This window comes from Kosakonia arachidis, from assembly GCF_900116535.1.
In the GTDB taxonomy this organism is placed as follows: domain Bacteria; phylum Pseudomonadota; class Gammaproteobacteria; order Enterobacterales; family Enterobacteriaceae; genus Kosakonia; species Kosakonia arachidis.
In genome coordinates, this window is the sequence record NZ_FPAU01000005.1 from 169,907 (window position 1) to 193,471 (window position 23,565).

The 23,565-nt window shown below is 52.8% G+C and carries 22 protein-coding genes; 10 read left to right on the top strand and 12 right to left on the bottom strand.

What is annotated here, in order from left to right; all coding sequences use genetic code 11:
• The first annotated feature begins 95 nt into the window (after positions 1-95).
• Both BM427_RS18895 and BM427_RS18900 read left to right on the top strand, forming a co-directional pair.
• Positions 96-635, top strand: a complete 540-nt coding sequence (locus BM427_RS18895) for an isochorismatase family protein (protein ID WP_090124161.1) — start codon at positions 96-98, stop codon at positions 633-635.
• A complete protein-coding gene (locus BM427_RS18900; protein WP_090124164.1) occupies positions 632-1,552 on the top strand; it encodes a GlxA family transcriptional regulator in 921 nt (306 codons plus the stop codon). Before BM427_RS18895 ends, BM427_RS18900 begins: the two co-directional genes overlap by 4 nt.
• Here the strand turns inward: BM427_RS18900 and BM427_RS18905 are convergent.
• On the bottom strand, positions 1,545-2,540 hold the full coding sequence (locus tag BM427_RS18905; protein WP_090124168.1) for an acyltransferase: 996 nt from the start codon (positions 2,538-2,540) through the stop codon (positions 1,545-1,547). The genes BM427_RS18900 and BM427_RS18905 overlap by 8 nt on opposite strands.
• A gap of 173 nt (positions 2,541-2,713) precedes the next feature.
• Between BM427_RS18905 and BM427_RS18910 the strand changes: the two genes are divergently transcribed.
• From BM427_RS18910 to glyS, 3 genes are all read left to right on the top strand, one after another.
• A complete protein-coding gene (locus tag BM427_RS18910; protein ID WP_175539144.1) occupies positions 2,714-3,010 on the top strand; it encodes a YsaB family lipoprotein in 297 nt (98 codons plus the stop codon).
• Positions 3,011-3,146: 136 nt separating this feature from the next.
• A complete protein-coding gene (gene glyQ, locus BM427_RS18915) occupies positions 3,147-4,058 on the top strand; it encodes a glycine--tRNA ligase subunit alpha (protein ID WP_035886762.1) in 912 nt (303 codons plus the stop codon).
• A gap of 9 nt (positions 4,059-4,067) precedes the next feature.
• Entirely contained in the window at positions 4,068-6,137 is a 2,070-nt protein-coding gene (glyS, locus tag BM427_RS18920) for a glycine--tRNA ligase subunit beta (protein ID WP_090124171.1), read from the top strand.
• A gap of 80 nt (positions 6,138-6,217) precedes the next feature.
• Here the strand turns inward: glyS and BM427_RS18925 are convergent, their stop codons facing one another.
• The 4 genes from BM427_RS18925 to BM427_RS18940 all read right to left on the bottom strand — a co-directional run bounded on the left by BM427_RS18925 (position 6,218) and on the right by BM427_RS18940 (position 8,985).
• The gene (locus BM427_RS18925) at positions 6,218-7,165 is read right to left on the bottom strand and encodes a sensor domain-containing diguanylate cyclase (protein WP_090124174.1); all 948 of its coding nucleotides are present in this window, start codon (positions 7,163-7,165) and stop codon (positions 6,218-6,220) included.
• 2 nt (positions 7,166-7,167) lie between these two features.
• Positions 7,168-7,806, bottom strand: coding sequence for a chemotaxis protein CheC (locus tag BM427_RS18930; RefSeq protein ID WP_090124177.1), 639 nt, complete (start codon positions 7,804-7,806; stop codon positions 7,168-7,170).
• Positions 7,803-8,174 (bottom strand): response regulator, encoded by a 372-nt coding sequence (locus tag BM427_RS18935; RefSeq protein WP_090124180.1) that lies wholly within the window; start codon positions 8,172-8,174, stop codon positions 7,803-7,805. The genes BM427_RS18930 and BM427_RS18935 overlap by 4 nt, the downstream gene beginning before the upstream one ends.
• Positions 8,175-8,691: 517 nt before the next feature.
• Positions 8,692-8,985 (bottom strand): HTH-type transcriptional regulator, encoded by a 294-nt coding sequence (locus BM427_RS18940; protein ID WP_090124183.1) that lies wholly within the window; start codon positions 8,983-8,985, stop codon positions 8,692-8,694.
• 391 nt (positions 8,986-9,376) lie between these two features.
• Between BM427_RS18940 and BM427_RS18945 the strand changes: the two genes are divergently transcribed.
• Positions 9,377-10,090, top strand: a complete 714-nt coding sequence (locus BM427_RS18945; RefSeq protein WP_090124186.1) for a DUF3053 domain-containing protein — start codon at positions 9,377-9,379, stop codon at positions 10,088-10,090.
• Positions 10,091-11,420: 1,330 nt separating this feature from the next.
• The gene (locus tag BM427_RS18950; protein WP_090124188.1) at positions 11,421-12,137 is read left to right on the top strand and encodes a hypothetical protein; all 717 of its coding nucleotides are present in this window, start codon (positions 11,421-11,423) and stop codon (positions 12,135-12,137) included.
• 380 nt (positions 12,138-12,517) lie between these two features.
• On the opposite strand, the gene ghrB is transcribed toward BM427_RS18950, so the two are convergent.
• From ghrB to BM427_RS18975, 5 genes are all read right to left on the bottom strand, one after another.
• Complete coding sequence (gene ghrB, locus BM427_RS18955) at positions 12,518-13,492, bottom strand: glyoxylate/hydroxypyruvate reductase GhrB (protein ID WP_090124191.1); 975 nt, start codon at positions 13,490-13,492, stop codon at positions 12,518-12,520.
• Positions 13,489-14,781 carry an MFS transporter gene (locus BM427_RS18960; protein ID WP_090124194.1) on the bottom strand — a complete coding sequence of 431 codons (1,293 nt, stop codon included), beginning with the start codon at positions 14,779-14,781 and terminating at the stop codon, positions 13,489-13,491. Before BM427_RS18960 ends, ghrB begins: the two co-directional genes overlap by 4 nt.
• 106 nt (positions 14,782-14,887) lie before the next feature.
• The gene (locus BM427_RS18965) at positions 14,888-15,829 is read right to left on the bottom strand and encodes a sugar kinase (protein ID WP_090124196.1); all 942 of its coding nucleotides are present in this window, start codon (positions 15,827-15,829) and stop codon (positions 14,888-14,890) included.
• The gene (locus BM427_RS18970) at positions 15,822-16,583 is read right to left on the bottom strand and encodes a sugar phosphate isomerase/epimerase family protein (protein WP_090124199.1); all 762 of its coding nucleotides are present in this window, start codon (positions 16,581-16,583) and stop codon (positions 15,822-15,824) included. Before BM427_RS18970 ends, BM427_RS18965 begins: the two co-directional genes overlap by 8 nt.
• Before the next feature lie 113 nt (positions 16,584-16,696).
• On the bottom strand, positions 16,697-17,713 hold the full coding sequence (locus BM427_RS18975) for a LacI family DNA-binding transcriptional regulator (protein WP_090124203.1): 1,017 nt from the start codon (positions 17,711-17,713) through the stop codon (positions 16,697-16,699).
• Between the two features lie 205 nt (positions 17,714-17,918).
• On the opposite strand from BM427_RS18975, the gene BM427_RS18980 reads away from it, so the two are divergent.
• Positions 17,919-20,249: a molybdopterin guanine dinucleotide-containing S/N-oxide reductase gene (locus BM427_RS18980; RefSeq protein ID WP_090124205.1), complete on the top strand. Its 2,331-nt coding sequence runs from the start codon at positions 17,919-17,921 to the stop codon at positions 20,247-20,249.
• On the opposite strand, the gene BM427_RS18985 is transcribed toward BM427_RS18980, so the two are convergent.
• Complete coding sequence (locus tag BM427_RS18985) at positions 20,212-20,658, bottom strand: N-acetyltransferase (protein ID WP_090124208.1); 447 nt, start codon at positions 20,656-20,658, stop codon at positions 20,212-20,214. The genes BM427_RS18980 and BM427_RS18985 overlap by 38 nt on opposite strands.
• Entirely contained in the window at positions 20,639-21,217 is a 579-nt protein-coding gene (gene tag, locus BM427_RS18990) for a DNA-3-methyladenine glycosylase I (protein ID WP_090124211.1), read from the bottom strand. The genes BM427_RS18985 and tag overlap by 20 nt, the downstream gene beginning before the upstream one ends.
• Positions 21,218-21,363: 146 nt before the next feature.
• On the opposite strand from tag, the gene BM427_RS18995 reads away from it, so the two are divergent.
• Together BM427_RS18995 and BM427_RS19000 are read left to right on the top strand one after the other, a co-directional pair.
• Complete coding sequence (locus tag BM427_RS18995; RefSeq protein WP_090124214.1) at positions 21,364-22,053, top strand: autotransporter domain-containing protein; 690 nt, start codon at positions 21,364-21,366, stop codon at positions 22,051-22,053.
• 244 nt (positions 22,054-22,297) lie between these two features.
• Positions 22,298-23,500, top strand: coding sequence for an L-lactate MFS transporter (locus BM427_RS19000; protein ID WP_090124414.1), 1,203 nt, complete (start codon positions 22,298-22,300; stop codon positions 23,498-23,500).
• The last annotated feature ends 65 nt before the right edge of the window (positions 23,501-23,565 follow it).

The window sequence follows — 23,565 nt, forward strand, 5'->3', positions numbered from 1 at the left end:
GCCGGAATTACCCTGAGGTTGTCCTTTTTTGGTCTTAGCAGATGTAACACTCCTTGCCAGAATAGCATTATTCCCACTGAGCAAGGAGTCCTGAAATGTCACGTACCGCCCTTATCAATATCGACACACAACAATCTTTCTTTCACCGTGAATACTGGCAGGAGAAGGATTTTCCTGACTTTCAGCAGGCCATTTCTGCTCTGATTGCTGGCTGTGAAGCGCGCGGCGTTCCGGTTGTCGATATCTTTCACGTTGCTGACAGCGGCCCCTTCTCGCTGGAAAGTGGTTTTGTCGCGCCGATGCCTTTTCTGACGCATCAACCGGCCGTTACCTTCTACAAGCATGTACACAATGCTTTTACCGATACCGGGCTCGATCGCTGGTTGCGCGTGCGTGATATCAACCATTTGATTATCTGCGGTATCCGCACTGAACAGTGCTGCGAAACCACAGCGCGCGTGGCTTCGGATTTAGGTTATCGTGTGACGTTTGCCAGCGAAGCGACGCTGACCTTTCCGATGACACATAAAGGGATTACGCTGGATTGCGATGCGTTGCGCCATCGTACTGAAACGGTGCTGGAAGGCCGCTTTGCCACGATTAAAACCGTCCACGAAATCCTGGAATGCGAATGACGATAGATGTCTGGTTTGTGATGTTGCCGGGAGTACTGGCACTGGATATGACCGGCCCGGCGGAAACATTCGTGCTGGCGCAGGATGCTTTTCGCCTGCATTACATCGGGCCGGACGCCGAAGTACCCACATCGATTGGCCTGAATATGGGCAACATCTCGCCGCTGCCGGAAACACTGCCGGCAGGAAGTTTGCTGGTGTTGCCCGGCGTCAGCGATTCGGCGAATTTTTTCAACACGCCGCAGGCCAGTCTCGTACTGCACTGGTTGATGCGCCTGCAACCTCAGATCCACAATCAGAGCATTACCCTGATGTGCGTCTGCTCAGGCGCGGTGTTGGCGGCGAAAGCCGGGTTGTTGAGCGGCGTGCAGTGCACCACGCATCATGATGTGATTGCGCGTTTAAAAGCGGTAGCGCCGACGGCGCAGGTGAAAGAGAACCGTATCTTTATTGAAGATCGCGGCATCTGGACCAGTGCGGGCATCACTTCCGGCATCGATTTGGCCTTACATCTGATCAACCGCCTGCGGGGCCCGGAAACGGCGTTGTCGGTGGCGCGTGAAATGGTGGTCTGGTTTCGCCGTTCCGGGGACGACCCGCAGATTTCGCCGTGGCTGCGCTACCGCAATCATCTTCACCCGGCAGTGCATCGGGCGCAGGATGCACTCACCGCCGAGCCGCAAAAAGCGTGGCAACTGGCGGATATCGCTGAATGCGCGCACGTCAGCCCGCGCCATTTGACGCGCCTGTTCCAGCAACATCTGGGCATCAGTGTGCGCGACTACCTTGAACAGTTACGCCTGGTGATTGCTGAGCAGAGCTTGTTGCAGGGGCAAGGCGCGGAGCAGGCGGCGCAGGCTGCCGGATTTTCCTCGCCGCGTCAGTTGCATCGGGCGCGGGCGCGAATGGCTAGCTAACGAAACGCCGTCGGTCGAGGTGCTGAACCAGAATTGATAGCGCCAGGCTTGCCAGCAGCGTGGCGACAAAAATCCACACGATATCGAGTAGTGGCCAGTTGCGCAGTTCCATGCCGCGAGTGCGTAGCGCATGGATGATTAGTGCATGGAAACCGTAAATCCCCAGCGAGTGGCGCGAAATCAGCGCCAGGCCCGGCAGCGTGCGATCGTTCAGTGTATTTTTAACCAGCGTGAACAGCGCGATGGCACAGAGAAATACCAGCGGACCGCAGTAGAGATACCAGGTGTCGGCAAAGTTGCCGCGCCACCTCAGTTCGTGCAGCGTACCGCGCGAAATTCCCCAGACCGCCAGCAAAAATATCGCCGCGCTGAAAAGTGTCAACTGCCGTCTTTGCGTCTCCATCATGCCGATCGCCCGTCCCAACATGCCGTAAAGGATGTAGTAAAACGTGTCGCCACTGATATAGAGGTTGATGGGCAGCCATTCAAAGTGGCCAATCTTCTGCGACACCGTATTCGGATTGGCCACAATGCCTGTGACTACGACCAGCACAAGCAGCATTTTGCCGCTGAGCGCTTTCACCTGAATCAACGGCGAAACCAGGTAGATAACGATAATTGCGAAGAAAAACCACAGATGGTAGAACACCGGTTTTTGCAGCAAGTTACGCAGAGATAACTCGCTGTTAATTGAGGTAAAGAGCACGATATAGAGCAGGGCGATAACGCTATAAAACACCAGACACAGTGCGATGCGCAGGAAATGGCGTGGCTGTGCGCTACGTTCGCCAAAAAAGAGGTAACCCGAAATCATAAAAAACAGCGGCACGCTAACGCGGGAGGCGGAGTTCAGCAGATTCGCGATATTCCAGTCGAAAGTGGTAATACTGGCCGGGTTGGTGATGTACCAGGTAGTGGTATGAATCATCACCACCATCAAACAGGCTATCCCTCGCAGATTATCTATCCAGTAAATTTTCGACTGCATCAGTTCCTCTGTTTTTAATGTTAAATATCCTCTGACCTGCCATTTATGCACTTGATGCTCTGGATAATTCTGAGTTTTCCCGCATCCGCTTGTGCAGTTTTCCACAGTTTTGCAAAACTATTGTTGTTACCCTTTAAAAATAACAGTCAGCGAACCGGGCGGTGATAAAATTGATGAAATCTCTTGTACCGATGTTGCTACTGTTAGTGGCAGGATGCAGCGCCGCGCCGGCTACGCCCGTGCAACGTGCGCAAAACGCCAGACCGGGCCCCGTTCGCTCCCTCGACATGGAGCAATTATGTCGGCAAAACGCCGCGTATCGCTACAATACCGCAGCGCAAAAAATTTCCGTTACCGGTTTTGAACAATTTCGCGGCAGTTACGAAATGCGCGGTGTGACACCCCGTAGTGAGGCGTTTGTCTGCGCTTTTGACGAAGAAGGGCAGTTTCTACATCTTTCGATGCGCTAAGCGCCCAGAACATGGTCAATGGCCGTATGATTCTCCCAATTTTCCTTAAACACCTCCGTTTCATACTGTATATCTTGCAGTCAGCGGGTATACTGGTCGCTTCCTTTAAATCCACACGTATCCAGCACGAAAGAATATGCAAAAGTTTGATACCAGGACCTTTCAGGGTCTGATCCTGACCTTACAGGATTATTGGGCCCGTCAGGGCTGCACCATCGTTCAACCTCTGGACATGGAAGTTGGCGCCGGCACCTCCCACCCGATGACCAGTTTGCGCGCGCTGGGGCCAGAACCGATGGCGACTGCCTATGTCCAGCCATCCCGCCGCCCGACCGATGGCCGTTATGGCGAAAACCCGAACCGCTTACAGCACTATTACCAGTTCCAGGTGGTGATTAAACCTTCCCCGGATAATATTCAGGAGCTGTACCTCGGGTCACTGAAAGAGCTGGGTATGGATCCGACGATTCACGATATTCGTTTCGTGGAAGATAACTGGGAAAACCCGACGCTGGGCGCCTGGGGACTCGGCTGGGAAGTGTGGCTGAATGGTATGGAAGTGACGCAGTTCACTTACTTCCAGCAGGTGGGTGGTCTGGAGTGCAAACCGGTTACGGGTGAGATCACTTATGGTCTGGAACGTCTGGCTATGTACATTCAGGGCGTAGACAGTGTTTACGACTTGGTCTGGAGCGACGGCCCGCTGGGTAAAACCACTTACGGTGACGTCTTCCATCAGAACGAAGTGGAGCAGTCCACTTACAACTTTGAATATGCAGACGTCGACTTCCTGTTTAGCTGCTTTGAGCAGTATGAAAAAGAAGCGCAGAAGCTGCTGGCGCTGGAAAACCCGCTGCCGCTGCCTGCGTACGAACGCATCCTGAAGGCCGCCCATAGCTTCAACTTACTGGATGCGCGTAAAGCCATCTCCGTAACGGAACGTCAGCGCTATATCCTGCGTATCCGTACGCTGACCAAAGCAGTCGCTGAAGCGTATTACGCTTCCCGTGAAGCACTTGGCTTCCCGATGTGCAACAGAAATAAATAAGAGGCGGCCATGTCTGAGAAAACATTCCTGGTGGAAATCGGCACCGAAGAGCTGCCACCAAAAGCACTGCGCAGCCTGGCCGAGTCCTTCGCTGCCAACTTTACTGCTGAACTGGATGCTGCGGGCCTGGCCCATGGCGACGTGCAGTGGTTTGCCGCGCCGCGCCGTCTGGCGCTGAAAGTGGCAAAACTTGCCGCATCGCAAGCGGATCGCGAAGTTGAGAAACGCGGCCCGGCAATTGCCCAGGTGTTTGATGCTGAAGGCAAACCAAGCAAAGCTGCTGAAGGATGGGCGCGTGGTTGCGGTATTACCGTCGATCAGGCCGAGCGTCTGACGACCGACAAAGGCGAGTGGCTGCTCTATCGCGCCCATGTAAAAGGCGAAAGCGTTGAAACGCTGCTGCCGAATATGGTTGCCACTTCGCTTGCTAAGCTGCCGATCCCGAAACTGATGCGCTGGGGCGCATCGGAAGTGACGTTTGTGCGTCCGGTGCATACCGTTACGCTGCTGCTGGGCGACACCGTTGTTCCGGCGACGATTCTGGGTATTAATTCCGATCGCGTGATCCGCGGCCATCGCTTTATGGGCGAGCCGGAATTCACCATCGATAATGCCGATCAGTATCCGCAAATTCTGCTCGAGCGCGGCAAAGTGATCGCCGATTACGATGCGCGTAAAGCCAAAATCAAAGCAGATGCCGAAGAAGCGGCGCGCAAAATCGGCGGAAATGCCGATCTGAGCGACAGCCTGCTGGAAGAAGTCACCTCACTGGTGGAATGGCCGGTGGTGCTGACGGCGAAATTCGAAGAGAAATTCCTCGCTGTCCCGGCGGAAGCGCTGGTCTACACCATGAAAGGCGACCAGAAGTACTTCCCGGTTTACGGTAACGACGGCAAATTGCTGCCGAATTTTATCTTCGTTGCCAACATCGAATCGAAAGATCCGCAGCAGATTATCTCCGGTAACGAGAAGGTGGTGCGCCCGCGTCTGGCGGATGCCGAGTTCTTCTTTAATACTGACCGTAAAAAACGTCTTGAGGATCATCTGCCGCGCCTGCAAACCGTGCTGTTCCAGCAGCAACTGGGCACGCTGCGCGACAAGACCGACCGCATCCAGGCGCTGGCGGGCTGGATCGCCGGGCAGATTGGTGCTGACGTCAATCATGCTACCCGCGCTGGCTTGCTCTCCAAGTGTGACTTAATGACCAACATGGTGTTTGAATTTACCGACACCCAGGGCGTGATGGGCATGCACTATGCGCGTCACGATGGCGAAGCAGAAGATGTTGCCGTTGCGCTGAACGAGCAGTATCAGCCGCGTTTCGCCGGTGATGAACTGCCGTCGAACCCGATTGCCTGCGCGCTGGCGATTGCTGACAAGATGGACACGCTGGCGGGTATCTTTGGTATCGGCCAGCATCCAAAAGGCGATAAAGACCCGTTCGCGCTGCGCCGCGCTGCGCTTGGCGTGCTGCGTATTATCGTTGAGAAGAGTCTGGCGCTGGATCTGCAAACGCTGACCGAAGAAGCGGTACGTTTGTACGGCGACAAGCTGACCAACGCGAATGTGGTGGATGATGTCATCGACTTTATGCTGGGGCGTTTCCGCGCCTGGTATCAGGACGAAGGTTTCAGTGTTGACACTATTCAGGCCGTACTGGCGCGCCGTCCGACCAAACCGGCGGACTTCGATGCGCGTATGAAGGCGGTTTCACACTTCCGTACGCTGGATGAGGCAGCAGCACTGGCGGCAGCCAACAAGCGTGTTTCCAACATCCTGGCGAAGTCTGATGAAACACTAAACGATATCGTTCACGCCTCGGTGTTGAAAGAAGCGGCCGAAATCAAGCTGGCGGGTAATCTGGTGGTGCTGCGCGATAAACTGGAGCCGTTCTTTGCTGAAGGTCGCTATCAGGAAGCGCTCATTGAACTGGCGCAATTGCGTGAGTCGGTCGATGAGTTTTTCGAGACAGTAATGGTAAACGCCGACGATAAAAATGTGCGTATCAACCGACTGACACTGCTGGCGAAACTGCGTGAATTGTTCCTGCAGGTGGCGGATATCTCCCTGCTGCAATAAAAGTCAGCTGCAATGAAAAAACCCGCTCAGGCGTTGGGGGGATCCCTCAGCACTTCGGCGGGTTTTTTTATGGTCTCACACTATAAGCTTTTAACCAGTTGCGGCTGTCTGGTAGCAACCTTATTGCGGCCAGCGCGTTTGGCTACGTATAGCATGTCATCAGCGCTCTGAATAAGCTGACCGTATTCTGTGTGCTGTTGCTGGTTATGGCTGGCGACACCAATGCTCACGCTGACGATGCGGTTGGGTGAGTTGATATGGGGTAAATCCAGCCGTTGAACGCTGGTACGCAACCGTTCGGCGATTTCCACCGCATCGGCGGAGTGCGTTTCCGGCAGCAGGGCGCAGAACTCTTCGCCGCCATAGCGAAACAGCATGTCGGTTGGGCGATCCAGTGCATTACGCATAGCGGTCGCGATCTGTTGCAGACATTCATCTCCGCGCTGGTGGCCATAGCAATCGTTATAGCGTTTGAAGTGATCGACATCGATAAGCAGCAGCGACAGCGATTTGTTGTTGCGCTTGCTGGCGCGCCATTCGCGATCAATGCAGAGATCGAAGTAACGCCGGTTGCCTACGCCGGTAAGACCATCAGACAGTGATTGTGATAATAATTCATGCGCCTGATCGCGCAGCAGGGATTCGCGGCGGACCGTGGTTGTAACGTCTACAATCTGGATCAGGCAAAACCGTTCAGCTGTACCTAGCGGAACAATCGTCACGGCCTGGCTCAGCCGGGCTGCAGGTCGTGCCGGTTCGGCATAAAGCGGAAATGGAGAACGGTGCAGCGACTGCGACAGCAGAGCAGATAAATTGTTGCCAATCGCCTGACGAATAGCATCGCCCACGCGGTGACACTGCAAGTCAGGAAAGACAGTAAAAAAATCCTCCCCCAGCGTTTCGCTGGCGGCAAGACCGGTATGGGCTTCCAGCCAGTCGTTCCACAACGTAATGCGGTATTGCGCATCAACGATGATTACGCCGAGGCTGAGCGCCGAGAATGCATCCAGTAACAACTTATCTTTCATGATTACATTCCGTCAGGAACACAACCGGACTCAAGGCGGAGGATATAGAGCCGGATTTGCTCACGTAAGTCTTGCAGGGCGGACATATCCAGGATAAATGCGAGATATCCCTGAATTTGCTGGCGCTCCAGCGCAAAATCGATGCGCAACATCATCACCATCGGATCATTTTCATCCTGGTCCGGATTGAGGATCTGATTGCTGGTGCCGACGCGAACCTCGGGCAGAGAGCCCTGTAGCTCTTTCTGGAACATATTCGCCAGCGTACCAACACAGGCATTGAGCACGATATTACCGATTTCGCTCATCGCTTCGCGTTCCATCTCTCCCAGCTCATGGGCAGGGATCAGATCGCCAACCATCATGCGTACGATTTCAAAACTGGCAGCTTCCGGAAACATCAGAATCGCTTCTGTGGCATACGCGCCCTTATAATGCTGGCTGATACCAAACAGCGAAATGTCTGCGCCCAGTTCGTCCGCGGCTTCCGAGCGGGTGGTGAAGCGAAGGGTCGGTACCGACATGCGTACTTCTTCATTAACGATATTACTCATTGCTGCGGCCGCATGGCCGACGCCAATGTTGAAGATCTCCATCAGGCTGTCGGCTTCGATATCGCTGATATCTGACAGTGCGTTCATGGATTTTCCTCCAGACTATTCAGCAATGCATGGAGCTGCGGCTCTTTCAGCGGTTTCGGCAGGAAGCCAAGGCCAAGTTCTTCAGCGGCGGTTTGCACAGAATTCTGCACATTGGCAGTGAGCAGAACAATATGGGTTTGCGGGTGGCTTTTACGAATGCGCGAAGCCGTCTCCAGCCCGCCAATGCCCGGCATATTAACGTCCAGCAAGATCAGATACGGCGCCATTGTTTCAGCCAGAACGATCGCCTCCTCGCCCGTGCTGGCCTCGTCAATTTTCCAGTCTTTATGCAGATTTGTGACAAACTGGCGTGAAATCATGCGCGACAGGCGGCTGTCGTCAACAATCAGAATATATCTGGACATCATTCATTCTCTTTTAGTTGTTTGTTGCCGTAGCACCAGAACAAGGCTTTTCTATGGAACTGCGTTCCTGATTATTGCTTGCACCTGCCGCCGCGTTGCGTTTTGTGCTAACGCTTTGTGTAGTCGCTTTCTTTATGAAGTTGATATCGGGATTACACGTCCGGCCTACTGCTTTTAGTTAAGTCATCATATTCATCGGCAATCGCGCACAAAAAATTAGTGCTGAATAACAGCCCCGCGTGAAATTTAATGCTGAAGCACAGAGGGTTAGGTCTACTGGTGTGGGGGACTCGTTAGCGGGTATGGAGTGTCAGCGGAGAGCATTTTTCTCCAATGACCAGATCATAGGGATGTGCCAGAGCTATAAAATAAAAGCGTTAAATTTTGTAACGCGTTTATTTAAGGGTGATGGCAGTGAAAGTGAATGATTTTTCGCCATGGTCCTGCGCGCTTTGGGAACATTCGGCTAAAACAGAAATAACAAACCCCCGGCTCAGCGGGGGTTCTGGTGGAAAAACGTTCAATCTATAAGCTGTTTGCTGAGCGTCGGGTTGGCATGAATCAGACGCATCAGTTTCATTTCGGTAGCGGTGGGGGTTATTCGTTGTGATTCCCACTCATGTACCATTGATACTGAGACTCCCATTACACGAGCGAAGTCATCAATCTTAAGCCCGGTTCCGCGTCGCAATTGTTCAAAGTCACTAAAGGAATTCGGCTTTTTGCTCAGAGTTACCGGCTGCGTTACTTCATTTTTCAAAACAATTTGTTCCAGACTGCTCAGCAGTTCAAACATAGGATCTTTATATTCCATTGAGAACTCCTCGTAAAAATCACACAGCGGGATCGTGATACAGCTTATTAAGAATAGTCGTGAAAAGTCCTGGTGTGTGGTTTTGGCTGTAATTAATTGTAGGGTAAATGGCTTTTCATGCGCTTCAGATGCATCTTAAGTGAAGCTTCTGCCGCTTAATTCTTTGATTTATCTATCTCTCCCGGCGCTCAGTATTTTTATGTAAAACCTTTTGTTTAATCTGGATTAAGAGTTATCTGCACACCTTGCGGGAAATTTTCATGCCAGGTCGAATTAATAGTCTTAAGAATGCAAGGAAAGGGTATCTTGCGAGGCGGACCTGGACTATCCTTGTAAGCCGTCAGGCACGTGTGTGCCGGTGTGCGCTTTTATGGGTGAAAGGAGTAAGAAAATGGCGACAGGAAAGTCCTGCTCTCGCTGGTTTGCGCCTCTTGCGGCGTTATTAATGGTAGTTAGCCTGAGTGGGTGTTTCGATAAAGAAGGCGATCAGCGCAAGGCGTTTATCGACTTCCTGCAAAATACGGCAATGCGTAGCAGCGAACGTCTGCCCGCTCTGACGGCAGATCAGAAAAAACAGTTCGGCCCGTTTGTCTCTGATTATGCTGTAATTTATGGCTATTCCCAACAGGTTAATCAGGCTATGGACTCCGGTCTGCGTCCGGTAGTGGACAGCGTTAACGCCATCCGCGTACCGCAGGACTATATGACTCAGCGTGAACCGCTTCGTCAGGCCAATGGCTCGCTCGGCGTACTCAGTCAGCAGTTGCAGAATGCGAAAATACAGGCGGATGCTTCTCATGCGGCGTTAAAGCAGGCGGACGATCTCAAGCCGGTGTTTGACCAGGTGTATACCAAAGTGGTCACCAATCCGGCCAACGCGCTGCAACCGCTGATCCCGGCGGCGCAGGTCTTTACTCAGCAACTGGTACAGGTTGGCGACTTTATTGCCCAGCAGGACACGCAGGTGAGCTTTGTTGCCAACGGTATCCAGTTCCCGACGTCTCAGCAGGCCAGCCAGTATAACGCGCTGATTGCTCCGCTGGCGGCGCAGCATCAAGCGTTCAATCAGGCCTGGACCGCGACCATTAGCGCCACGCAGCAGTAAGCGAGCGCAGACAATAAATAAAGAGGCGATTCATCGCCTCTTGAGGTCACTGAAAAAGCCCGGACAAAACTGCAATAGCACACTGATACGGTTATAAACAGCAATTTACTACTCTTGATTACTGATTATTTGTTCAAATCAGGTGACAAGTGCAGCAGGCCTATAAGGATACAGGTTAAATACAGGAAAGCGCCTGGCTGTCGTTTCCCTGCAACGAAGCAGAAAAAATGACTTTGGTTGCCACCTCGCAGTAATTGAAAACTAATAAAGGGAAACCCGGCAAAGTCGGATATTTCTCGACATGAGCCTGGATATGGAGAATACGGATGTGGTGCAAGGTGTCTATTTGGCAGTGAGGGTGACTTTCACGGGTGGCCAACAATATTGCTGAAAACATTAACCTGCTTTATGCAGAAGCTGTGAAATTAGATGCGCGGTGTAAACATTCTCTGAAGAATCTGCATTATTTTATTAAGGTTCGCAAAGGATATTTTTAGCAATGAGATAAAGCAAAAGCACCTTTTTCAAGAAGTTTGTGTAGGCATACTGGGTAGTATGATTGCTGCCGTACTGCTTATGTCAGGCATAAAGTATATGGAAAGAACCTCGTTATTCCTGCTGCTTAATGAAGTGTTAAGCTGATTTCTAAATGATGATGTAGTAACCTGGAATATTGAGAAGAAAGATCTGGCAAGCCATCCTAATGAAATTTTATGCTAGTTAGCGCCATTATTGATTTGGATCGCAGTACGACCAAGTGATGAATTACTTCTAAAAGGTGCGCTCCTTGCTAAATGTTTTGAAAAGGCGTGACCGGGCAATCTTGCCAGTCAGAAATGGAGTCATGAATGGCAAGATAAGGCAAACAATTTACCATTCGAGCGTAGTTATGAAAAAATTACTGCCGACCTGGATGAGTACGACGCAAAACTGATTAGTACTGAGCGGAAAAAGGGAATATATAACAATATATGAACTGAAACGTTTCCGTGGGAAATATGTAGGGAGCGGGAACGAGGTGGTATTTCATCTGTAGAGTTAATTAGGTCTCCGGCAAAAAAATAGTCAGCCTCACGCGCAGCAGATATAAAATCTGTCGCAGGAAATATTGCGGCATTTAACGCACTGTATCTGTTATCGATAATAGATGATACTGATGGCAAAGTCGGATGATTTTTTTTGAGGGGGGGTAAAGCAATATAGCTAATTATTAAAGCCTGGAATTTACTTAATTATATATCCCGAATTGTTAGAATAGATGTTTCGGCCTGTTTTTCAAAACTTATTATCTAGTGATAAATTATTGTTCTTATTTAATGGAGTATAAATAATGTTAGGAGAATGTAAGAATGAGAAAAGTTTACATGCAAAGTTGTCAGAGTGGCGAAACCTGAAAGACACTCAAGTGCTAATTCATACAATAAACCCTGCTTATGAAAATAGCTCTCCACTTTTTCTTAAGGATGCGTGTTCTGTTTTCAGACAATGGGATGTGCTGTCTTCATCCTTAATTGATTTGGATAAGATTAAGCATGTTAGAGATAAAATGGAAAATTTGCGAAGTTGGGAAGAACTTCGTCGGGATACCGGGATTTTTTTTGAGATTGGATTTGTATTAGACTTTGCACCGCAAAATATTTTAGGTACATTTGCCGAAGATGTCTGGTTTCCTAATCATGCAGGCATAAATAATCGTAACACCTATGCACTGACAGATGCTATTTTATCTGGGAAAGGTAAGCCCGGGGGACGGCATGCATGGCCTGGTGAAAATGGTCATTCATATAATGAAATAAATTCACCAAAATATATACTTAATAGGTCTGATCTTCAGAGACATAATGAGATACTGGTTGTATGCAAACCCTTTATTAATATCTACCCAGGCTTGCCTCCAACTGAGCCGTTGAAAATAAAAAAAATAATATATGCTCCGAAAAGGGTTACGGGCCACCCTCTGTTTAGGAGTATGGAACGAAAAGCGAAAAAAAGAGTAATAAACAAGTTAGCAGCATTAAACCCTGGTGTTCCCATGACAGAAATATAAGAAACGCTGCTACGTAGATAAGAGATGGTTAACTGTCATTAGTCTGCAGAGGCGATTAATCGCCTCTTTTTTATGTGTGCGACGGACATCGTGCTGTTCTTTATCTGTGGTGACTAAAGAGGGATTAAGAGGTGAAGGTCCTTCACACCCCCGCTAAGGGGTAATAACCTGAGCGTGGTGGAGCCTGCCTGGGAGCCAGCCATATGAACCAGGCAATAAAGGCTGGAATGTTCAAAAGCTGGGCTTAATATCACTGGTGGAGTTGCAAAGGCAGTTCCCGCGTTAACATGAACCGCGGTATGTGGAACCGCGTGTACAGTAGTGTGAGAGGGCGGCGGGAGAGATCCCGCCTCCTGCTCGATCCGCAGCAGGGTAAACCGTCAGCCCACAACCTGCGGATTGACACAGTTTTTCTCCACCTTGCCATTGAGCGCGTCAATCAGGTTATCCACTGCGCAGGCCGCCATGTTGTAGCGTGTCTCGTGCGTTGCGGAGCCAATATGCGGCAGTGCAACGACGTTGGGCAGCGACAGCAGCGGCGAATCAACGGGCAGCGGTTCTTTCTCGAAGACGTCCAGCCCGGCCGCATGGATCTCGCCGTTTTGCAGGGCTTCCACCAGCGCATTTTCATCCACCACAGGGCCGCGTCCGGCGTTAACGAAGATCGCCGATTTTTTCATCATTGCAAACTGCGCTTTACCGATCAGATGATGTGTCTCTTCCGTCAGCGGCAACACCAGGCACACAAAGTCGGACTCTTTCAACAGGGTATTGAGATCGCAATAGCGCGCCTGAAAGCGCGCTTCCGCTTCAGTGTGATGGTGACGCGCGTTATAGAGAATCGGCATGCCGAAACCGAAGTGCGCGCGTTGCGCCAGCGCCAACCCGATACGGCCCATCCCGATGATGCCCATTGTCTTGTGATGCACATCGACACCAAACCAGTCAGCACCAATACCGGATGTCCATTCACCCGCTTTTACCCGCCCGGCGACCTCCACCACTCGGCGGGCGCTGCTCAGCACCAGTGCCATAATGGTGTCGGCGACCGTTTCCGTCAGTACTGTCGGGGTATGCATTAATAAAATCTTACGTGCGTTCAGCGCGTCCACATCAAAATTGTCATAGCCTACCGAGACTGTTGACGTCGCGCGCAACTGCGGCATTTTCTCCAGCAGCACAGCATCGACTGTCTCGCTGGAACCCAGCAGCCCTTGTGCAGTGGCGAAAGCCTCAGCGTGCTGTTGCACCGTTTCCGGTTTCAGGTTGGCAACCTGGGTTACGGTGAAATGCTCGGCCAGACGTTGTTGCAGATCATCAGGTAAGGCTTTGTACAGGATGATAGACGGCTTCATGCGGTTCTCCCTTGTGATGGTGCGCCTGCCGGAATGTGCTTATTGTTAGCAGGCTTAACAATTAAAGTAAGCCACACAGAGGCGAAAAGCGCTACCCCCATGAAAATGTACGAGGCCGACGGGCTGCCGGTTGCGCCGTTCAGGTAACCCACTACCCACGAGCCGCAGAATGAGCCGAGCGCGCCCATACTGTTAATCAGCGCCATTGCGCCACCGGCAACGTTGCGCGGCAGCATCTCCGGGATGATGGCGAAGAACGGCCCGTACGGGGCATACATTGCTGCACCGGCAATCACCAGCAGGGTATAAGAGATCCAGAAATGGTCGCTGCCAACCGCCCATGAGCCGATGAAAGCGAACGCGCCAATCAGCAGCAGCGGCCAGACAAACAGTTTACGGTTTTGCAGTTTATCGGAAGCCCATGAGGCCAGTATCATTGCCAGCGTTGCGGCAAGGTACGGAACGGCAGAGAGCCAGCCCACTTCGACCATGCCCAGGTTTTCGCCGCCGCTGCGAATAATGGACGGTAGCCACAGTACAAAACCGTATACACCAATGCTCCAGGCAAAATATTGCAGGCATAGCAGAACGACATTACGTGAGCGGAAGGCTTCACTGTAATTACGCACGGCTTTGATGCCCTGCTGCTCTTTTTCAAGCTGGGCCTGCAATGCCGCTTTCTCATCGCCTGAGAGCCACGTTACCTGCGCCGGTTTGTCTTTCGCCAGCGCCCACCAGCAAAACGCCCAAATTACTGCCGGAATGCCTTCAATAATGAACATCTCGCGCCAGCCGAAGGACTGGATCAGATAGCCTGAAACCACCGACATCCACAGTACGGTGACCGGATTACCGAGGATCAGGAAGGTGTTAGCGCGCGAGCGTTCCGATTTGGTAAACCAGTTGCTGATGTAGATAAGCATCGCGGGCATGACCGCAGCTTCCACCACACCGAGAATAAAGCGGATGGCGGCCAGCATCGGGATATTACTGACGATCCCGGTTAACGACGCACAGCCGCCCCACAAAATCAGGCAGATAAAAATCAGTTTGCGGACGCTGCGACGCTCTGCATAAATCGCGCCGGGGATCTGGAAAAAGAAGTAGCCGAGAAAGAAGAGCGCGCCGAGCAGTGAAGAGATGCCTTTAGTGATGCCCAGGTCATCATTGATACCGGCGGCGGAGGCGAAACTGAAGTTCGCACGGTCGAGATACGCCAGACTGTAGGTGATAAATACAATCGGCATGATGTACAGCCAGCGTTTGGACGAATTTGTCGCGTTACTCATAAGATTGCCTCTATGGTTGAGGTTACTTACCGCCTGTGTGTAGGGCACAGTGCGGCGGATGTTTTTGGTTGAATAACTTCAGGCTTTACAACTTCAGGCTTAACAACTACAACGCGCCTAACTGCGCGCGGGTCGGTAATCCTTCGCTGTCGCCCGGCACCTGAATGGCCATAGCGCCGATGGCGTTACCCCGGCGTACTGCCTCAGGCAGTGTTTTGCCTTCCAGCAGAGCGCTCAGTACGCCCACGGCGAAACCATCCCCGGCACCGACCGTATCGACAACATTTTCCACTTTCACTGGCGGCACTGCGCCCTGCTCACCGCTGGCGGCTTTAAACCATGCGCCATCTGCGCCTGTTTTGATCACCACTACCTGAACACCGCGTTGCAGATAGAAATCGGCGATCCCTTGCGGTGTGTGCTGGCCGGTCAGAATGAAACCCTCTTTCATCCCCGGCAGAACCCAGTCGGACTGAAAAGCGAGGCGGTTAAGTTTCTCCACCATTTCGGCTTCGCTGTTCCACAATACCGGGCGCAGATTGGGATCGAATGAAATAGTTTTGTTTTGCGCTTTCATCCGCGCGACAGCATGTTCCAGTAGAGCATAAGAGGTTGCTGACAGCGCAGCCGCCACGCCGCTAACGTGCAAATGGCGCGCCTGGCTAAAGATGTCGGCATTAAAATCCTCCGGCGACAGATGGCTGGCCGCCGAGCCCTTACGGAAATACTCCACAATGGGATCGGTTCCATTTTCAGCTTTAGATTTAAGCTGAAACCCGGTAGCGAAGCGTCCATCCAACGTCACGCAACGGGTATCAATTCCCTCCCGGCGCAACGTATTGAGGATGAAACGCCCGAAGCTGTCATTGCCGACGCGGCTGACCCAACTGACTTTCAACCCCAGCCGCGACAGGCCCGTCGCGACATTCAGTTCTGCGCCTGCCGCGCGTTTAATAAAGTGTCCGGCATCGGCAAGGTCGCCGGTTTCGGTGGCGACAAACATGGCCATCGCTTCGCCAATGGTGATGACATCCAGCGTGTTATGCATGGCGTGACTCCTTACGTAACAGTTCAACGTAATGACGGGTAACGGCAATCAGGTCGTCGCCCTGCAGGGGGAATTCAATACCGCGCGGCGCATCGGCGGGCAGGTTATCAAGCAGCGCCAGCCAGCGGGCATCGACCTCATCCGGCGGTACGGCGTGAAAAGTGTGCCCGTGAGTGATAACAGCTTTGACATGGATATAGCTGATTGCGGGCGCCAGATGGCGTGCAGCCTCTTCGGGTGAATCACCGACCCACAGCCAGTTGCCGGTATCGAATGTCAGTGTCACTGGCAGCGCGAGGATATGGCTGGCGGCTTTAAAGCGCAGCATCGGCGCAAGTTTGCCGCAGTCCGTCTGGTCATTTTCTACCACCAGTGGCACCGGGCTGGTCAGCAGCCAGTCGCGCAGGGTTGCCAGTACCGCCTGATCGGTAAAATGGCCCAGCGAGACTTTCAGCCAGCGGGCTTTCAGCGTGTGGGCTTCATGCAACAAAGCAGGTAAACGAGGATTGAGCGTGCCATCCGCCAGACACAGTGGCTCCGGCGCGGAGTAACAAGCTTGCAGGTTGTGCATTTCAATGGCGAATGCCAGCGAGGGTAAATGGCCGATCTCCTCGCTGCTCAGCAGCTCGCGGCGGATTTCTACGCCGTCAGCTCCGGCGGTGGCGATAATGGGCAGCAGGGCCATCTGCCCGCCCATTGCGTGGATCGTGTCATGACCGTATGCGGCGGTAACAACGATAATTTTTCTCGGCATACTCCGGCTCCCCGGCAAAGACAGCAAATAGGTTCTGTCTTTAACGCTAGATGGAACCGGTTCCAAAGAAAAGTGCAGTATGCTGAATTTATGATCGCTATCACGCACTATCGTTAACGAGAGGTGGAGCCGCGAACGATCAGTTCGCCGGAAAAGAGTTGTTCACGTACCGTGTTGCTCTGGCCCTCAATGCGCCGCACCACTTGCTCTACAGCGGCATAACCGATTTGCCAGGTTGGTTGTTTGAGAGTGGTAATACCTACGCCCGCCAGCTCGGCCCATTCCAGCTCGTCAAAACCGAGCAGGCCAATGTCGCTGCCCCAGTTCAGGCCAATGCGTTTGAGTGAACGTGCTACCTGTAAGGTCAGCGCGCCGTTGGCGGAGATCACCGCTTTGCGCATCCCGCGGTGGCGGGCATGGAACTGGCGCAGGGCATTGTCCATTAGTGCAGCTTCATGCAGCGGCACTTCGGCGTTTTCCGCCATCACGCCCGGATAGCGGGCGAGAGTAGCACGAAAGGCGCTAAGCCGCTCGCGGCGCGTGTTTACCGTTCCTAGCGGTTCGCTGAGAAAGAGCAACGCTTCAAAACCCTGCTCAATCAGGTGCTCTGTGGCCGTGGTGGCGGCCTGGGTATTATCCAGGCCGACCACATCGCAGGCGAAATCAGGGATTTTACGGTCAATCAGTACCATCGGCAGGGCGGATTGTTGCAGCCGGTTTAACCCCTCTTCACGCATGCCGACCGCATTCACTACGATACCTTCCACCTGATAACTGCGCAGCAAGTCGAGGTAATGCAGCTCCTGATCCAGCTCGTTATTGGTATTACAGACCAGCGGCGTAAACCCTTTTTCCCGGCAGGCAGCTTCTATGCCGCTTAGCACATGCACTGAATAGGGGTTGGTGATATCGGCGATGATCAGGCCGATAAGGCGGGTTCGACCACGTTTAAGACCGCGTGCCATCAGGCTTGGGCGATAATCCAGATCGGCAATGGCCTGCTCAATACGCGCCAACAAGGCAGCCGATAGCAGATGCTTTTCACCGTTAAGGTAACGTGAAATGCTGGTTTTCCCCGTTTTCGCTGCTTTTGCCACATCGCTAATGGTTGGGCGCGCTGTTTTCGCCATTGCTGCTTCCCTCGCCGTAAATGATTGCCCACACCTTAGCGCGAAATCGCGGGCAATCAAGCACTAACACACGCATATTGCCCGGAGTGAACGCGTAATGACGTTTAATTCTTTGCGATTACACTGCTGCTGTGGATGATAGAGCAAACAGAACATCAGAGCGGCATTGTGCCGCCATCACCTGCAAGCTATTCAGGAGCGCGCTTTGGCAAACCCTGCTATCAAAACAGTTCTTACGGCGGCCCACTGGGGGCCGATACTGGTCGATACCGACGGTGAAAATGTGCTCGCTTCCCGCGGCGCGTTACCGACTCGCCACCCTAACTCACTGCAAACCGTGGTACAGGAGCAGGTACACAGCCCGACGCGCGTGCGCTTCCCGATGGTACGCAAAGGCTTTCTCGCTTCGCCGTCAAATCCGCAGGGGGTTCGCGGGCAGGACGAATTTGTGCGCGTGAGCTGGGACGATGCGCTGGCGCTGATCCACGCTCAGCACAAGCGAATCCGCGACAGCTACGGCCCGTCGTCTATTTTTGCTGGCTCCTATGGTTGGCGATCTAACGGCGTACTGCATAAAGCGGCGACGCTGCTGCAACGCTATATGAGCCTGGCGGGCGGTTACACGGGTCATCTGGGTGACTATTCCACCGGCGCGGCACAGGCAATCATGCCGCACATCGTCGGCAGCAACGAAGTTTATCAGCAGCAGACCAGCTGGCCGTTGATTCTGGAGCATAGTGAGGTGGTGGTACTGTGGAGTGCGAACCCGCTCAACACCCTGAAAATTGCCTGGAATGCGACCGACGAACAGGGCATTCCTTACTTTGATGCGCTGCGTAAAAGCGGGAAACGGGTGATCTGTATCGATCCGATGCGATCGGAAACCGTCGATTTCTTTGGTGACAGCATGGAGTGGATTGCTCCGCATATGGGAACCGACGTCGCCCTGATGCTGGGCATTGCCCATACTCTGGTGGAAAATGGCTGGCAGGATGACGACTTCCTGGTCCGCTGCACAGAAGGTTACCCCACGTTTGCCGCCTACCTGACCGGCGAGCAGGACGGCACGGCGAAAACGGCTGAATGGGCAGCCGCAATTTGCGGCATCGATGCGGCTAAAATCCGCGAGCTTGCGCAACTTTTCCATGAAAACACCACAATGCTGATGTCCGGCTGGGGTATGCAGCGCCAGCAGTATGGTGAGCAGAAACACTGGATGCTGGTCACGCTCGCCGCCATGATCGGGCAGATTGGCACGCCCGGTGGCGGTTTTGGTCTCTCTTACCATTTTGCCAACGGTGGTAACCCGACGCGGCGCGCAGCTGTTCTGGCGTCGATGCAGGGCACGGTGCAGGACGGCGTTGACGCGGTGGATAAAATCCCGGTTGCCCGTATCGTGGAAGCGCTGGAAAACCCCGGCGCGCCTTATCAGCACAATGGTATGGACAGGCACTTTCCACAGATCCGTTTTGTCTGGTGGGCAGGCGGCGCGAATTTCACCCATCATCAGGATACCAATCGCTTGATCCGCGCCTGGCAGAATCCGGATCTGGTGGTGATTTCGGAGTGTTTCTGGACCGCGGCAGCGAAGCATGCGGACATCGTTCTGCCTGCCACCACCTCGTTTGAGCGCAACGATCTGACGATGACCGGCGATTACAGTAATCAACATCTGGTGCCGATGAAGCGCGTGGTCGCTCCGCAGTATGAAGCGCGCGATGACTGGGAGGTGTTTGCCGAACTGAGCGAGCGCTGGGAAACAGGTGGCCGCGAGCGCTTTACTGAAGGCAAAAGCGAACTTCAGTGGCTGGAAACTTTTTACAATATTGCTGCTGAGCGTGGTGTCAGTCAGCAGGTGACACTACCGCCGTTTGCCGAATTCTGGGAAGCAAATCAGCTGATTGAGATGCCGGAAAGCGAGCAGAACGGCCGTTTTGTGCGCTTTGCAGATTTCCGTCGTGACCCTGCACACTTCCCGCTGAAAACACCGAGCGGCAAAATCGAAATCTTCTCGGAGCGCATTCGCAGCTTTGGCTACGCTGACTGTCCACCGCATCCGATGTGGCTGGAGCCAGACGAATGGCACGGTAATGCCGAACCGGATCAGTTGCAGGTGCTGTCGGCCCATCCGGCGCATCGCCTGCACAGCCAGCTTAACTTTACCCGTTTACGTGAACTGTACGCCGTTGCAGGCCGCGAGCCCATTACCCTGCATCCCGCGGATGCGCAGGCGCGCGGAATTGTCGCTGGCGATGTCGTGCGCGTCTGGAATGCGCGTGGACAGGTCCTGGCAGGGGCGGTAGTAACCGAGGGTATCAAGCCTGGCGTGATCTGTATTCACGAAGGTGCCTGGCCGGATCTGGAGCCTGCGGCGGGCGGTATCTGTAAAAACGGCGCCGTGAATGTGCTGACCAAAGATCTGCCCAGCTCGCGTCTGGGCAATGGATGTTCAGGAAACACGGCGCTGGCATGGGTAGAGAAATATACCGGTCCGGCGCTTACGCTGACGGCCTTTGATCCGCCTGCCAGTTCATGATCCACGTCGGGTGGCGAGTCTCTTCCTGCCAGGCGCTCTCTTCAATACGAAAGCCCTGTGCATGGTAGAACTTCACCGCCCGTTCGTTTTTCTGATATACCTCCAGGCTTAGCCAACGAAAGCGCTGTTTGACGTGATCCATCAGCGCTTTGCCAATTCCCTGACCGATGGCGGCGGGGCGCACGAACAGCGCCCCGATAAATTGTTCATCCATCACGCTGATAAACCCTTCCAGTTCGCCATTCACTTCCCAGACCCAGGTTTTCGCCGACGGGAGATAGGCATTACGCACCAGCGCTTCGCTCTCCTGCCAGTAGCGCGTGTCGATAAATGGATGAGCAAAACAGGTGCTTTCCATCCACAGCGTCAGCAGCGGCGAGAGATCCTGGCTATGCCACGCGCGGATCATGCATACCTCCCGGGTGGCAAAAGCAGCCGGTTATATGGTCATTGACCAGACCGCAGGCCTGCATAAACGAGTAGCAAATGGTGGTGCCGACAAATTTGAAGCCGCGTTTTTTCAGCGCCTTTGATAAAGCGTCTGACGCCGCTGTCGAGGTTGGAATTTCGCTGAGCGTCGCAGCCTGGGTGATTTGCGGCGTGTTACCGACAAACCCCCAGACAAATTCTGAAAATGACTCGCCGTTTTGCGACATTGCCAGGTATGCGCGGGCATTGCCAATAATGGCTTCTATCTTGCCGCGATGGCGAATGATGCCGGCATTTTGCAGCAGAATTTCCACATCTTTTTCGCTCATCGCCGCCACGCGTTCTGGCTCGAATTGATAAAACGCCGCGCGATAATTTTCCCGTTTTTTCAATACGGTAATCCACGATAATCCAGCTTGTTGCCCTTCCAGGCAGATCATTTCAAACAGCTTTTTACCGTCCCTTTGCGCGACGCCCCACTCGGTATCATGGTACGTGAGATATAGAGGATCCTGAGTAACCCAACCACAACGCTGCATATTCTTACTCCATTTATGCCTGGTAAAATAAACGTCCGCCTGCCTTGACGCGCACACCAGAAAGACAATATTTAGTAAAGGGCACTAGCCCATAAACAATGATAACGAATACGCCGGATTCGGCTCTTTTCTGGAGTCGCAACTTGATGAAAATAAAAAACAGTGGCCTTTCGCTGGCGCTGCTGCCTGCGTGTCTGCTTTTTGCTCAGCCTGCGGTGGCGTGGCAGCAAGAATATATTTTTACCGACCCGCAAAGTAACGCGACCGAACGCTATACCTGGGATAGCGAACGACAACCACGTTATAACGATATTCTGGAAGAGCGCATCCGCTCTGCGCAAAATTCGCCGGGTATCGCCCTGAATTTGCCGGATGACACACCGTTAGATCCGATCACCACCATGAGTATTGGCTTGAATATTCCACTGGTCAGCAGCGTTACCACCGGTCCGGTTGCGGCCTGGCATTATGATGGCTCAACCACGTCAATGTATAACGAATTTGGCGACAGTGCGACCACCGTCCCGTACAGCGATCCCTTGTGGCATGCCAGTATTAGCTCGCTTGGATGGCGCCTTGATAGCCGTTTTGGCGACCTTCGCCCGTGGGCGAAAATCAGTTTCAATCAGCAGTTCGGTGATAATGTCTGGAAAAGCCAATCCGGGCTTACTCGCTTAATGGCGGCGAATCAGTACGGTAACTGGATGGATGTGGCCTTAGGTGCCGATATGCTGTTGAACCCACACCTTGCCGCTTATGCGTCGTTATCGCAGTCGGACAATGTAACGCCGGGGCAGCATTATTTATACAGCATGGGCGTTAGCGCGCGTTTTTGAAGCACACTTAAAACAAACTTTTCACACTTAAGAAACAATAGCTGTCGCGTTTCTTATTGATAGTATGTACTGACTAACATTGATTTATTGATGGCCTGAAATTTCACTGTGTCATTCATTCCCGCTTAGATGCATTTCATTCCCCACCGGCTGCATTTCATGCCTTTTTTCACCCGGCATGAAATGCGCTTCGTTATGGTTGTCGGCAGTGAAACTTCTCTTTTATTTCTGCAGGACAACTGCCATGAAAACTTCAACTGCTAATCACACACGCTGGCTGACACTGATCGGTACCATTATTACGCAATTCGCGTTAGGGTCTGTTTATACCTGGAGCCTGTTCAACAGCTCGCTGGCGGAAAAACTGAACGAGCCCGTCAGTCAGATTGCGTTCTCTTTCGGTTTGTTGAGCCTTGGCCTTGCGCTCTCGTCCTCTATTGCTGGGAAATTGCAGGAACGCTTTGGCGTGAAACGCGTCACCATGGCTTCCGGTATTCTGCTGGGTCTGGGGTTCTTCCTGACCGCGCACTCCAACAACCTGTTGATGCTGTGGATGAGCGCAGGTGTGCTGGTGGGTCTGGCCGATGGTGCGGGTTATCTGTTAACGCTCTCCAACTGCGTGAAATGGTTCCCGGAACGTAAAGGCCTGATTTCTGCCTTCTCTATTGGTTCTTACGGCCTCGGCAGCCTCGGTTTTAAATTCATCGACAGCCAGTTGCTGGCAAGTGTTGGCCTGGAAAAAACTTTTGTTATCTGGGGTCTGATTGCGCTGGTGATGATTGTCTTTGGTGCAACTCTGATGACCGATGCGCCGCAACAGAAAGTCGCTACCGTGAATGGCGTTGTTGAAAACGACTTTACCCTGGCGCAGTCCATGCGCAAACCACAATACTGGATGCTGGCCGTGATGTTCCTCACAGCTTGCATGAGCGGACTGTATGTGATTGGTGTTGCAAAAGATATCGCCCAGGGCATGGTTCATCTGGATATAGTAACAGCGGCGAATGCGGTCACTATTATCTCCATTGCTAACCTCAGCGGCCGCCTGGTTCTTGGCATCCTGTCGGACAAAATCTCCCGCATCCGTGTGATTACTATCGGTCAGGTGATTTCGCTGGTCGGTATGGCTGCTTTGCTGTTCGCACCGCTGAATGCGACCACGTTCTTCGCAGCCATTGCCTGTGTCGCTTTTAACTTCGGCGGTACGATCACCGTGTTCCCGTCGCTGGTCAGCGAGTTCTTTGGCCTCAACAACCTGGCGAAAAACTACGGAGTGATTTACCTGGGCTTCGGTATCGGCAGTATCTGTGGTTCGCTGATTGCATCGGTGTTTGGCGGCTTCTATGTCACCTTCTGCGTTATCTTCGCACTGCTGATTCTTTCGCTGGCGCTCTCCACTACCATTCGTCAGCCGCAGCGTAGCGTCTATAAAGAAGCGCACGCCTGATCTAACCGACAAATAATATGAAAAGCCGTCGTCTTGACGGTTTTTCTGTCTCTGCCACCAACCTT